We start from the raw sequence: 12,921 nt of genomic DNA, 5'->3' as shown, positions 1-12,921 counted from the left end.
TTACGACTCCTTGTGAAGTTTAGTTTGTAAGTAGGTACTCAAGCCTAAATGCGTGATGAGTTCGAGTTGGGTTTCCAGCCAATCAAGATGTTCCTCTTGTTGGTCAAGAATCTCGCTAAGTTCATCACGGGTCACGTAATCCTGATGTTTTTCACACAAAGTGATGGCTTGGCGCAGCGCTTCAACATCTGCAGCCTGTACCTTATGGTCCAGCTCTAGCATTTCGCGTGGCTCTTCACCGATATAGAGTTTGCCGAGATCTTGCAGATTGGGTAGACCGCCGAGAAATAGCAATCGCTCAATAACCTCATCGGCGTGTTTCATTTCTTCGATGGAAGCTTTATAAATAGTGCTATTTAACACATCAAAACCCCAGTTTTTGTACATACGAGCATGTAAAAAATACTGGTTGATGGCGGTGAGTTTACGGGTAAGGATTCGATTGAGTTCTTGCAGAACTTTAGGTTCGCCTTGCATGGCACACTCCTGAACTAGATGATTAGTAAATCTAGCTTAAGTGTAGCATACCGCAGTTGGTAACAAAGCTTCTTCAAGAAAACGAGTGTTGCGTTCTTTTACGGCGTCTGTGAGAACCTCTTTAGCACAGCTTTTGCAGCAAGCACATTGCGACGCTACGCCATACTGTTGGCGAAGTTCACGCATGCTGCTAATGCCTTCATCGTGCACCGCCCGGCGAATAGTTTTATCTGTGACACCTTTACATAGACAAACGTACATAAGGACCTCGTTTCAAGCTTAGTCCAAATAGTAATACAAATACGAACGATTCGCAACCGTGTTTTATCTTGAGCTCGTTGTTACAAAGAAATGATGATCAAAATGACATGCAGAGCCACTACGGTGAAGGTCAAGCGCGAGCGTAGTTCAATGTACCAAAGATGGTGGCCAAGATGCCGTTTGTCGAAATTGAGCCAAAACAAATGGGTAAAGGCCAGTACCACCAGCATGGTCAGTGGCGTAATCCATACGCCGGCGAAAAGTAACAACAATCCAATGATGGTGGGTACCATACTCCAATGCAGCAAACGTGTTGGACTGTCGTCACGCGCCATGGCCAGCCCCCATTGAACGCCACCGAGAAAACTTAGAATAAGTGCACTGTAGAGCACGAACAACCGCAGTGAATGTTCAGAGTACACATCTAAAAGACCACCGAAGGTAAACGCGAGAAAAGGTATTAGTCCCGCATAACCAAGTCGCTGAGCTGTGCTAATGCCTTGTTCCTGCATCATTTAAAAGCCTGTTTTCAGTAGGTAGAGGGTATAAGAAGTATAACAAAGTAATAGTATGACGCCCTGAATTCGGTTCAATCGCGTCGGACGATCCATGCGAAAGCTAAAGATTGCCAGCAAGAACGTAAGCGCGGTCATGGTTAACCAGTCGCGGCTAAGTACCAGAGCTTCCAGTTGTATCGGTTGGATTACCCCGGCAATACCGACTACGGCGAGGGTATTAAACATATTTGAGCCGATCACGTTACCAAATGCGAGATCATGCTCATTTTTGCGTACTGCAGCGATGGCTGAGGCGAGTTCGGGCAACGATGTGCCGATGGCGACCACGGTAAGTCCGATGACTAAATCACTGACGCCAAGAGCACTAGCTATATCGACGGCACCCCAAACCAGAATACGCGAACTAATCACCAATAGGATTAAACCGATAATTAGCCAAACGATGGCTTTGCGAACGGGCATTTGATGCGCTTTGATTTCTTGGTCAAACTCGCCGGCGAGACTGTCATCCTTACCGCGCATACCTTGGTAAATACTCCAACCCATGTAGGCAGCGAAGATTGCTAATAGCATCCAGGCTTCAATGGTGGTGATAGTAAGGTCGTAAAGCGGCCAGGCAGCTAACAAGGTGACCGCAATAAGAATCGGCATTTCACGTTTCAAGACCTGGCTACTTACAGCTATGGGAGCTAATACCGCAGTAATACCGAGAACCAGTGCAATATTAGTAATATTGGAGCCATAGGCGTTACCAATTGCGAGGCCTGGATTACCTTGCAGTGAGGCCAGCGCTGACACCACCATTTCTGGTGCGGAGGTACCAAAACCGATGATAACCATACCAATGAGTAGTGGCGGCATACCGAAATGATTAGCAGTTGCGGCCGCGCCGTCAACAAATCGATCGGCACTCCAAACCAAGAGCGCGAGGCCAAAAAGTACAGCGGCAACAGCAAGTAACATGAAGTGTCCTTTCAATTAAAATTAGTGTCGAAACGGTTTGTGACTGCTATTGTAACGTTAAACATGAGTCGTTGGGAATGTGATTTCAAGGAGTAGGTATGACACAGCAGCGTCCCGAATTTATGATCGATAGTTGGGATTTCAGCACGCACCCAGCACAACATATCGACGATGGTTTTCACGAAAGGCAGAACAGCTGGTTTCATTTCCAGCGCGATCTGCCCGGTATAAGTGCGTGGTTGCTTGCAGCTGGAATCCCTGAGCCGCTTATTGATGCAGTACTAGAGGAAGACACGCGGCCACGATTTGAACGAACCACCGAAGGTTTTCTGCTTATTCTGAAAGGGGTGAATCTCAACGAAGGTGAACGGCCGGAAGATATGTTGAGTTTGCGGATCCTTTACTACAAGGGAAATATTTACAGCTTCCGCAGGCGACCGTTGCGCTCTGTGGCAATTCTCCGCGAACGTTTGCAACGCCAGGATGGGGCAGAGTCGTTGCACGATTTTTTGATCATGTTGATCGAAGAACTGAACAGTCGTTTGGAAGAGTTGCTTGATGTTATCGAAGTAGAAATGGAAGTTCTGGAGGATAATGACAAAGGCTGGACGACATCCTTGCGTCAGCAAAAACTATCTCTACTTCATCGCCGTATGCTGCGGTTGGTTCGATTTGTTCGACCGCAACTTGCAGCTGTCGAGCGGTTGGGTATTGATGCACAGAAATGGCTGGAAAGCGAGAATTTACAGTGGCTCACCAATGAACGTGATAGCACTCAACGGGAGTTAGAGTCGTTGGAAATGTTATTGCAGCAGGTCGGCATGCTGCGCGAACAGCTGCAACAGGAAGTTGCTGAGAAAATGAATCGCAATACCTACTGGCTGTCTGTTATTGCTGGGGTATTTTTACCGTTAACCTTTCTAACAGGTATCTTTGGCATCAACATTGGCGGCATGCCTGGTGTGGATAGCGATCAGGCGTTCTGGATTTTCTGTGGTTCTCTGACCGTAATTGCCGTGATCGAGTTTCTTTTACTGCGCCGTTTGCGCTTTTGGTAACACTGGACTGAAAGCGGGCGGCTGGCTATGTAAGCCAGGTAGTTCGCAATGATCAGCCGCGAACACGACTAAGTGATCGAAGTCTGGTCGCAGACCAATTTCTGCACCGACTTCGAGCTGCTCGTGGGACGGACTCAGGGTTAACACTTCCACACCACTGACTAACTCAACGCTATAAAGGTTATGTGCGCCGCGAAAGCCCCGGGCTTTGATTTTACCGCGTAGACGCGAGTCAGGATCAGGCACCAGGTCATCGGGGCGAACCAAAAAGTTGACCGGGGTGCCGCCTTCAACGTTTTCCAGGCTGGCATGTTCTAACATGCCTAACGGCGATGCCATAGCTCCACAGGCGTTGACGGTACCCTGCAGTAACACGCCATGACCAATAAAGTCAGCGACCATTTGATGACGGGGCTGATGATAGAGTTGGTAAGGTGTTTCCCATTGCAATAACTCACCTTGATACATGACACCGGCTTTGTCAGCCATGGCGAAGGCTTCTTGTTGATCATGGGTCACCAGTAGCGCCGTGATATTTTCATTTTTCAGTAAAGCGCGGACTTCAACGGCGAGGCGTTCGCGCAATTCCGCATCGAGGCTGGAAAAGGGTTCATCGAGTAACAGCAAGCGCGGACGAGGTGCAAGCGCGCGGGCCAGAGCAATACGTTGTTGTTGGCCCCCGGAAAGCTCGTGTGGGTACCTTTTTTGATAGCCCGGTAAGCCGATTCGATCGAGCAGTTCATCGACGCGGTGACGCTTCTCACTGGTACTTGCATGGCGCATACCAAAACTGATATTTTCGGCCACGGTCAGGTGCGGAAATAAAGCAAAATCCTGAAATACCATGCCGATGCCACGCTTTTCTGGTGCTTGGGTAAATGCTGGTGCTGAGACGGTTTTATCCGCCAAGCTGATGCTGCCCGTGGCGACCGATTGGAAGCCGGCAATTGCCCGCAGTAAGGTGGTTTTACCACAGCCGCTAGGGCCGAGCAGACAGCCGATTTCGCCCGCTTCAAGGCTCACGGTTACGCCGCGAACAATGGCTTGTTGACCAATATTGACTTGCAAATGATCAAGCTGTAACAGGGACAAAATCTTGCTCCTTTAATGCGTGTTGTTGCGACTTTAACATAGCTCGCGAAAGCAGAATAACAGGAATCAAACCTACCAGAACCATCATCAACGCCGGTGGTCCAGCATCGGCAAGACGCTCGTCACCCGCCATTTCGTAGGCACGCACAGCGAGCGTGTTGAAATCAAAGGGGCGCAATACCAAGGTCGCTGGGAGTTCTTTCAGTACATCGACGCCGACTAAAATAATCGCGGTGAGCACGCTGGGTCGCAGCAGTGGTAAATGGATGCTGCGTAGCACTTGGAATGGCCGGTAGCCATGAATGCGAGCTGCTTCATCCATGCTGGGTCGAATTTCTGCCAGGCCGGCTTGCACAGTTTGTAAGGCCACGCTGAGGAAGCGCACCGTATAGGCGAAAATTAGCGCGAATAAGGTACCTGACAGCAATAGCCCCGGATTCCAGCCAAGCCAACGTTGGCTTGCGGCAATGATGACCTGATCGACTGAACTGAGTAAAACCAGTAACCCCACAGCAATGACCAAGCCTGGAATGGCATAGCCTAGTCCGGCGAAGGCGACACTGGTGCGTACCCATTTGGTGGGCAACTGGCGGCGACCATAAGCCAGCCAAAGGGCGACCGTCACGACTAATAAAGCAGCGGTAAACGCTAATCCGAAACTATTCCAGGCGAGTTGCCAGAAGTCAGGCTGGGTCCAGACTTGCCACCGTTCAATTGACCAACCGGTAAGCTGTAAAGCTGGCAATATAAAACCCAGCAGCAATGGCAGCCAACAGGCGAAGCTGGCTAGCCAGGCTTTTCCACCGCTGAGTTGAAACGGTGCTGCTGGGCGCGGATTACGTTGATCGTAACGTGCTTGTTTGCGCGACCAGCGTTCTATCAAAATGAGGGCGATCACCGCCGTTAACAAAAGTCCAGCCAGCTGTAATGCCCCATTGAGGTCACCCAGACCATACCAAGTGCGGAAAATACCGGTGGTGAAGGTGGTAACGCCAAAGTATTGCACGGTACCGTAGTCGGCCAGAGTTTCCATGAGCGCGAGCGTAGCACCGGTAACAATAGCTGGTCGTGCTAGCGGTAGTGCGATCCGCCAGAAACACTGCCAGGGGGATAATCCTAAACTGCGCCCAGCTTCAATGGTAGTTGCGGATTGCTGCAAAAAGGTAGCGCGAGTGATTAAGTAGACATAGGGAAAGAGTACCAGACTCAAAACGACAATTGCGCCACCAAGACTTCTGATCTGCGGGAACCAGTAATCGCCGTAATTCCAGTCAAAAACGTCACGTAACGAGGTTTGTACGAGGCCACTGTAGTCTAGCATTCCGGTGTAGGTGTAGGCGGTGATATACGCGGGCATCGCCAGTGGCAGTAATAACGCCCAGCTTAACAGGCGTTGCCCGGGGAAGCGGCAGCTGGTGGTTAACCAAGCCGTACCTACCCCGAGTGTTATGACGCCTATGGCAACCCCAATCATGAGTAGCACTGAGTGGCGAATGTATTCAGGGATGACGGTCGCCCAGAGGTGGCTCAAAGTGGTGAAGTCACCACCAAACACCAAGGTCAATAATGCAGCAACAATAACAAACAAAGGTAGCCCCAGTGCGAGCGCTGAGGCTACCAGTGAAAGTTGTCGCCACTGCTGTAGCATTAACGCCAGCCTGCTCGGTTCATTAATTTAACAGCTGCAGCGTTGTTTTCGCCAAGAACACCCATTTCAATGTCGTCCATTTCAAATGAGCCCCAGTTTTGCAGGCGCTCACTCCATTCAACTCCGGTCACTGCCGGGTATTCATTATTGGTGGCGGCGTACCATTGTTGGGCTTGTGGTGAGAGCAAATAAGCTAACAATTGCTGTGCAGCAGCTTTATTTTTGGCATGTTGGGTAATACCGATACCTGAAACGTTAACGTGGGTACCAAAGCTGGTCTGATTGGGCCAAAAGATGGCAACTTTACTTGCTGCTTCGCGTTCATCGGCGTTTTCTGAAGCTTCCATTAAGCCGAGGTAATAGGTATTGGCGACAGCGATATCACAAACTCCTGCGGCGACTGCCTTGATCTGGTCGCGGTCACCACCAACGGGCGGCTTGGCCAAGTTATCGACTAAGCCTCGGGCCCAACTTTCGGTTTTCTCAATGCCCCAATGCTGGATTAGAGCAGCAGTTAGCGACTGATTGTAGATATTGTCAGATGAGCGAATACAAACGTTGTTGTGCCACTTGCTATCGGCCAGATCCTGGTAACCGCTTAGCTGACTTGGGTCAACGCGGTCTTTGGCATAGAAAATAGGCCGTGCACGCAAACTTAAACCGATCCAGAGATTATCTTTGCCGTGCAAGTGTGAAGGAACTTTACTTAATATTTCCTCACTGGTGATCGGCTGAAAAATTCCAGCTTCAGCAGCGCGATGCAAATTGCCTGCGTCAACCGTGAGAAATAGATCCGCTGGGGTATTTTTACCTTCGTTTTCAAGGCGCGCGAGCAAAGCATTACCGTTACCGGTTAATAAACGCACTTCAATACCGGTTTTTTCGCTAAACTGTTCTAACACGGGTTTGATCAAGGCTTCTTTTCGCGCAGAATAAACGTTTACTGTTGCTGCGTTAGCTATTGATGCCGAGAAAGCCAAAGCTAATGCACTCAATGATAAGAGTTTTTGCATGTTAGGTAATCTCATAATCGGGTAACCTCGTAATGGTACAGAAAGAAACTTTGGATATTGTACTTAAATGCGAATGATTATCAACTAGCAATTTGAAGTACTCAATACTAGGTAAAGTCAGCAAGTAAACTGAACTTTACAGCGATATCATCAGCGCCTAGTAGTCAGGCATTGGAGTCGATTTCAATAGACAAGGAGTAACTTAGATTATGTCGAATATGTCAGCGCTTGCGCTTATAGGTGTGCTGTCAATCATGTGCCAGTGGTCGGCATGGCGATTGAAGATTCCCGCTATTTTACCATTGTTGCTGGTTGGTATGGTGGTAGGCCCGGGGTTGGGGTGGCTGCAGCCTGATGCGGTGTTTGGTGATTTACTTTTCCCGTTAGTGTCGCTGTCTGTCGCAATTATCCTTTTTGAGGGGAGCTTAACCCTTAAAATTGAAGGGATTCGGGGTCACGGCCGTATGGTCACGAATTTGGTAAGCATCGGTGTTTTGGTGACTTGGCTAAGTATCGCGATGCTTGCTTATTTTCTAATGGACTTTGGCTGGGAGCTTGCTGCGCTTTTTGGAGCCTTGGTGGTGGTCACCGGCCCGACGGTGATCATGCCAATGATCCGCTCGGTGCGCCCGAAGTCGAATGTGGCAAACATTCTGCGTTGGGAAGGGATTATCATTGACCCTGTCGGCGCTTTGTTAGCGGTATTGGTGTATGAGTTTATTATTGCCAGCCAGGGCGCGGGTGCGGTGCAGGCGATGGAAGCCTTTGCAATTACCATTGGCGTCGGTTTCGCCTTAGGTTACGCAGCAGGTAAATTGCTGGGTGTGGCCCTGCGCAAAGGTTGGTTCCCGCATTATCTGAAAAATGTTGCAACCTTGGCGATGGTGCTAGGTGTATTCGCACTATCAAATGCAGTGCAACACGAGTCTGGATTGTTGACGGTTACCGTTATGGGGATGGTCATGGCCAACACCCGTAACCTTGACCTTGACGATATTCTCGAGTTTAAGGAAACCTTGAGTGTGCTGCTGATTTCGGGCTTGTTCATTATTCTTGCGGCACGCTTGAATATGGAGGCATTCAGCGAATTAGGTATGCCGGCAGTGATTTTACTGGCGGTCATTATTTTCGCTGTGCGCCCGCTAAGTGTATGGATTTCAGCTATTGGTACCCAACTCAACTTTAAAGAAAAATTATTACTGTCATGGATAGCGCCCCGCGGTATTGTTGCCGCCGCAGTTTCAGCGCTTTTCGCATTGAAATTACAACAAGCGGGATGGGCTGAAGCTGACCTGCTCGTACCCTTAGTATTTTTGGTTATCCTGAGTACTGTGGTATTACAAAGCCTTACCGCCAAACCGCTGGCGCATGCCCTGAAGTTGCGGGAGCCGCCAGCCCATGGTTTTTTGATTTTTGGTGCCAATATGACCGCGCGGCGCATCGCTAAAGCTCTAAAAGAGCATGACGTACCGGTACTGCTGGCGGATACCAACTGGGAAAATATCAAGCAAGGTCGGATGGAAAATCTGCCGGTTTATTTTGGTAACCCGACCTCTGATCATGCCGAAAATAATATGGATCTGAAAGGGATTGGCCGTGTGTTGATCTTGTCACCCTATAAACAACTCAATCCGGTGGTGGCATTGCATTTTATTGATTGGTTTAGTACCGATAAGATTTTTGGTTTACCAAGTAACGAACATGAGGGGCCGGCGCGCAACCAGTTATCTGAGAATTATCGCGAGCGCTTGAAGCTATTCGGTAAGGGTGTCACCTTCTCGAAATTAGCGAGTCTCACTTTCCAGGGCGCGCAAATGAAAACCACTAACCTGACTGAGAATTTCAGTTTTGTCGACTATCAGGAGCGTTATGGCAATCGCGCTATTCCGATGTTTGCCATGGATGAGAGGAAAATGTTTCACGTGTTTACCACCGACCACACTTTTGAGCCGAAACCTGGCTGGCAAATTATTGCATTGGTAACGGCAGAGGATTCAGCGGCAGAACAAGCAGTTAAACAACATAGCGATAAAGAAGAATCATAAGTTTATAAATTGTTGATTTCTTCTGTTGAACTTTGTAATAAAGTTGTATAGAGTCAGTTAAAGGAATTTGAAATGGAGTTAAGGACTAACACCATTTCGTCTGAACAAGGATGTTCTCCTCTCTTTTTATCTGCGTTATGATGACACCTCGATTGGTTCGCTAAAGAAGCATTGCGCATGACAAAGTACTACGGTAGACGATTCACAGCTTTATTCTCACTGTTGGCTCTGGTGGCTTGTGTGCCAGCGTCGAATCCAGACGCTACAGCGGTTGCACGCGTACAAAGCATCGATCTTCTGCAGCTCCCCAATGCCGATTGGCAACTAAGCAAAGGTTCATTGCAATTAAGTTTTTGTCGTAACCGGGTCAATGATGCGTTATTGGCAACAGCAGAGGAGTTGAACCGCTGGCGTTTAGTCGCGCAGCCATCTGCATTTCCAGCGCACCGGGCCCGTGGTTTGGCAGAAATCGCCGCCTTGTATAGTGAGCATAATGTGATGCTATGGCAGGAGTGGGGCACAGTGAGTTCACAATCGTATCGTATCGTCACCAAACAAGATGCCGCCCCATCATCGTTGCTCGATGCTTTGGCTCGATTAGGTCGTGATGAGCGCATTTGTTTTAGTGAAATTAATACCTCGGCCGAGGATTAACCTATGTTAACTCAACCTACCGCAGATTTTATCGAGCAGCAGCTCAACGCTGAGCTACCGATCATGAACTTGCAGGTGATCAACGAGAGCCACTTGCACGGCACGCCGACCGATGATTCACATTTCAAACTTGTGATTGTTAGTACAGCGTTTGTCGGGCAGCGATTGCTGCAACGCCATCGCACCATAAACAAGCTGTTGAGTGAGGCTTTAGCCGGACCTGTTCATGCTTTAGCATTGCACACCTATACCCCGGACGAATGGCAAAACCTGCATGACGTGCCCGACTCACCCGCATGTCGTGGGGGCAGCAAGGACAGGAATGACTAGCTAACGGTAACTAATCAGATGTGTTTTCCGCCTCTGGTCGGTTAAACTGCCCCTTAAAGCAAGACAAGCAATAGGACAAATTATGGTTATCCAACCGAAAATTCGTGGTTTTATTTGTACCAATGCACATCCAAACGGTTGTGCTGCGCATGTGCAAGAGCAAATCGATTACATCAAGCGACAAGGTAAAATTACTGGCGCCCCGCAACGTGTCTTAGTGATTGGTTGTTCTACCGGTTATGGTCTGGCTTCGCGCATTACTGCTGCGTTTGGCGCTGGCGCCAAGACGTTAGGCGTATGTTTTGAAAAAGAACCAACCGAGCGAAAAACGGCAACGGCAGGTTGGTATAACACTGCAGCATTTCATGATGCAGCCCATGCTGAAGGCCTGTATGCCCACTCCATCAATGGCGATGCTTTTTCTGACGAAATTAAAGCCGAGACCATTGCGAAAATCAAAGCTGACTTAGGTCAGGTTGATTTGGTGATTTACAGCTTGGCATCACCTAAACGCAAAGACCCGGAAACCGGTGAAGTTTACAGCTCGACGCTGAAACCGGTAGGTCGGGCCTACACGACAAAAACTTATGACACTGACAAAGATCAGGTCAAAGAAATCACTTTGGAACCGGCAAATGAGGAAGAAATTGCTAATACCGTCAAAGTGATGGGTGGTGAAGACTGGGAACGCTGGTTAACGGCCTTGGATGATGCTGGTGTACTTGCTGAAAACGCCAAGACAACAGCTTATACCTATATTGGTAAAGAGTTAACCTGGCCTATTTATGGTCACGCGACTATTGGTAAGGCGAAGGAAGATCTCGATCGCGCCGCCGCCGCGATTCGTGGCGATCATCGTCAGTTAAATGTAGAAGCTTATGTGTCCTCCTTGAAGGCTCTGGTCACGCAGGCCAGTTCAGCAATTCCGGTTATGCCGCTTTACATCTCTCTTATTTATGGCGTGATGAAAGAAGAGGGTACTCACGAAGGCTGTATCGAGCAGATTTATCGCTTATTCACTGAGGGACTTTACGCCGCCGATCCAACCATGGATGGCGCCGGTCGTTTACGGATGGATGCGAAAGAAACGAACGAAGCAACCCAGGCGAAAGTTAAAGCGTTGTGGGATCAAGTGAATCAGGAAAACTTTCATCAGTTGGCAGATTATGAAGAGTATCATGCTGACTTTCTGAAACTATTTGGCTTTGGCATGGCGGGTGTCGACTACGATGCGGACGTCGACCCACAAGTCGATTGGTCTTAAGTCGAGTCGATTTACGTAACACTTCTTATAGAGTTTAAGTACGACAAAATTTGTGCCGTGTAAGGTGGTAACGCACGGCACAAAAGTGCTAAAATGCCCGCCCTAGGTGACTGTGTACAAAATTCGGTCAGTGCAGTGAGTTTTCGGCTTGCCCAAGCTTGTTGCGCTAACCATATGATTTATCAGGTTTCAGGGGCTGTTTAAGCAGCGTTACTGAAGAAAGATTCATCTTCCCTAACGAGTAGTGCAAACGCGTATGATTACGATCAAGAAAGGGCTGGATATACCGATTATCGGAGCTCCCCAGCAAACTATCGAAGATGGTGAGTCCATCACCACCGTTGCCGTTCTGGGTGAAGAGTATGTGGGTATGCGCCCAACCATGCATGTCAAGGTTGAGGACCGTGTAAAAAAAGGCCAGATACTTTTCGAGGATAAGAAAAACCCAGGGGTAAAATTCACTGCACCAGCTGCCGGCGTCGTTAAAGACGTTCTGCGTGGCGCGAAGCGTGTCTTGCAAGCTGTGGTCATCGAAATTGATGGTGACGAGCAAGAAACCTTTGCCAAGTACGAAAGCAAAGAGTTGGGCAACATTGATCGCGAAAAAGTTGTCGAGCAATTAAACAACTCAGGTCAATGGGTTGCTCTACGCACTCGCCCTTTTAGCCGGTCGCCACGACTCGATGCTAAGCCTGCCGCTATTTTTGTTAACGCCATGGACTCCAATCCATTAGCTGCTGACCCTGCGGTTATCGTAGCAGAACAACAACAAGCTTTTGTTGACGGTTTGAAAGTGCTAAGCAATCTGACCGAAGGCAAGCTTTACGTAACTAAAGCTGCGGATGCGAAAATTGATATTGGTGATGCGACGGCCCAAGTAGAGAGTTTTAAAGGCCCTCATCCTGCTGGCTTGGTCGGAACTCACATTCATTTCCTCGATCCAGTAAACATGAAAAAGCAAGTTTGGCATATCACTTATCAAGATGTGATCGCCTACGGTAAGCTTTTCACCACTGGTGAAATTTATACTGACCGAGTCGTCGCTCTCGGCGGACCTGGTACCAAGCAGCCTCGTTTACTGCGCACGCAAATGGGCGCTAACCTAACTGAATTGACTAAAGGTGAACTGACTGAAGGTAAGCAGCGCATTGTGTCGGGTTCAATTTTGAACGGTCACAAGGTTGATGATGCACACCAATGGTTAGGCCGCTTCCACATGCAAGTGAGTGTTTTACCTGAAGGTGATGAAAAAGAATTTCTTGGGTGGATAAAACCAGGTGTAAATCAACACTCGGTGACCCGTGCTTTCGCTGGTCATTTACTGCCGAAGAAGTTGTTTGCCATGAACACTTCAACCAATGGTTCAGACCGTGCAATGGTGCCGATTGGCAACTACGAACGCATCATGCCATTAGATATTCTTCCAACAATTCTGTTACGCGACTTATTGTCAGGCGACTCCGATGAGGCTCAGCAGTTGGGCTGTCTGGAACTTGACGAAGAAGACTTGGCACTATGTACCTATGTTTGCCCTGGCAAATATGAGTACGGTCCAGTGTTACGTAACGTGTTGACCACGATCGAGAAAGAGGGCTAAT

13 protein-coding genes are annotated in these 12,921 nt (G+C 48.7%); 6 read left to right on the top strand and 7 right to left on the bottom strand.

The annotated features are described in order from the left end of the window. The 4 genes from bfr to ACQ5ES_RS04830 form a co-directional block, all read right to left on the bottom strand. A complete protein-coding gene (gene bfr / locus ACQ5ES_RS04845; RefSeq protein ID WP_445014810.1) occupies positions 1-477 on the bottom strand; it encodes a bacterioferritin in 477 nt (158 codons plus the stop codon). 36 nt (positions 478-513) lie between these two features. Beyond that, positions 514-738, bottom strand: a complete 225-nt coding sequence (locus ACQ5ES_RS04840; protein WP_445014809.1) for a bacterioferritin-associated ferredoxin — start codon at positions 736-738, stop codon at positions 514-516. A gap of 80 nt (positions 739-818) precedes the next feature. Beyond that, a complete protein-coding gene (locus ACQ5ES_RS04835; RefSeq protein WP_445014808.1) occupies positions 819-1,253 on the bottom strand; it encodes a DUF3429 domain-containing protein in 435 nt (144 codons plus the stop codon). After that, on the bottom strand, positions 1,254-2,219 hold the full coding sequence (locus tag ACQ5ES_RS04830; protein WP_445014807.1) for a calcium/sodium antiporter: 966 nt from the start codon (positions 2,217-2,219) through the stop codon (positions 1,254-1,256). 98 nt (positions 2,220-2,317) lie between these two features. On the opposite strand from ACQ5ES_RS04830, the gene ACQ5ES_RS04825 reads away from it, so the two are divergent. Then, positions 2,318-3,277 (top strand): CorA family divalent cation transporter, encoded by a 960-nt coding sequence (locus tag ACQ5ES_RS04825; RefSeq protein ID WP_445014806.1) that lies wholly within the window; start codon positions 2,318-2,320, stop codon positions 3,275-3,277. On the opposite strand, the gene ACQ5ES_RS04820 is transcribed toward ACQ5ES_RS04825, so the two are convergent. From ACQ5ES_RS04820 to ACQ5ES_RS04810, 3 genes are read right to left on the bottom strand one after another with little or no spacing between them, the layout of a single operon-like run. Then, positions 3,251-4,363: an ABC transporter ATP-binding protein gene (locus ACQ5ES_RS04820; RefSeq protein ID WP_445015394.1), complete on the bottom strand. Its 1,113-nt coding sequence runs from the start codon at positions 4,361-4,363 to the stop codon at positions 3,251-3,253. The two genes, ACQ5ES_RS04825 and ACQ5ES_RS04820, sit on opposite strands and share 27 nt — an antisense overlap. After that, positions 4,350-6,017: an ABC transporter permease gene (locus ACQ5ES_RS04815; protein ID WP_445014805.1), complete on the bottom strand. Its 1,668-nt coding sequence runs from the start codon at positions 6,015-6,017 to the stop codon at positions 4,350-4,352. Before ACQ5ES_RS04815 ends, ACQ5ES_RS04820 begins: the two co-directional genes overlap by 14 nt. After that, on the bottom strand, positions 6,017-7,030 hold the full coding sequence (locus ACQ5ES_RS04810; protein WP_445014804.1) for an extracellular solute-binding protein: 1,014 nt from the start codon (positions 7,028-7,030) through the stop codon (positions 6,017-6,019). The genes ACQ5ES_RS04815 and ACQ5ES_RS04810 overlap by 1 nt, the downstream gene beginning before the upstream one ends. A gap of 209 nt (positions 7,031-7,239) precedes the next feature. Here ACQ5ES_RS04810 and ACQ5ES_RS04805 point away from each other — a divergent pair, with 209 nt between their 5' ends. The 5 genes from ACQ5ES_RS04805 to ACQ5ES_RS04785 all read left to right on the top strand — a co-directional run bounded on the left by ACQ5ES_RS04805 (position 7,240) and on the right by ACQ5ES_RS04785 (position 12,920). Continuing rightward, positions 7,240-9,075, top strand: a complete 1,836-nt coding sequence (locus ACQ5ES_RS04805) for a cation:proton antiporter (RefSeq protein ID WP_445014803.1) — start codon at positions 7,240-7,242, stop codon at positions 9,073-9,075. Between the two features lie 177 nt (positions 9,076-9,252). Beyond that, positions 9,253-9,729, top strand: coding sequence for a hypothetical protein (locus ACQ5ES_RS04800; RefSeq protein WP_445014802.1), 477 nt, complete (start codon positions 9,253-9,255; stop codon positions 9,727-9,729). Between the two features lie 3 nt (positions 9,730-9,732). After that, a complete protein-coding gene (locus ACQ5ES_RS04795; protein WP_445014801.1) occupies positions 9,733-10,059 on the top strand; it encodes a BolA/IbaG family iron-sulfur metabolism protein in 327 nt (108 codons plus the stop codon). 82 nt (positions 10,060-10,141) lie between these two features. Continuing rightward, entirely contained in the window at positions 10,142-11,323 is a 1,182-nt protein-coding gene (gene fabV / locus ACQ5ES_RS04790; RefSeq protein ID WP_445014800.1) for an enoyl-ACP reductase FabV, read from the top strand. Positions 11,324-11,579: 256 nt separating this feature from the next. Then, positions 11,580-12,920 carry a Na(+)-translocating NADH-quinone reductase subunit A gene (locus ACQ5ES_RS04785; protein WP_445014799.1) on the top strand — a complete coding sequence of 447 codons (1,341 nt, stop codon included), beginning with the start codon at positions 11,580-11,582 and terminating at the stop codon, positions 12,918-12,920. The last annotated feature ends 1 nt before the right edge of the window (position 12,921 follow it).

This window comes from Pseudidiomarina xizangensis, from assembly GCF_052541995.1.
The sequence above is the reverse complement of the archived record's forward strand: the minus strand, read 5'-3'. Positions and strand labels throughout refer to the sequence as shown.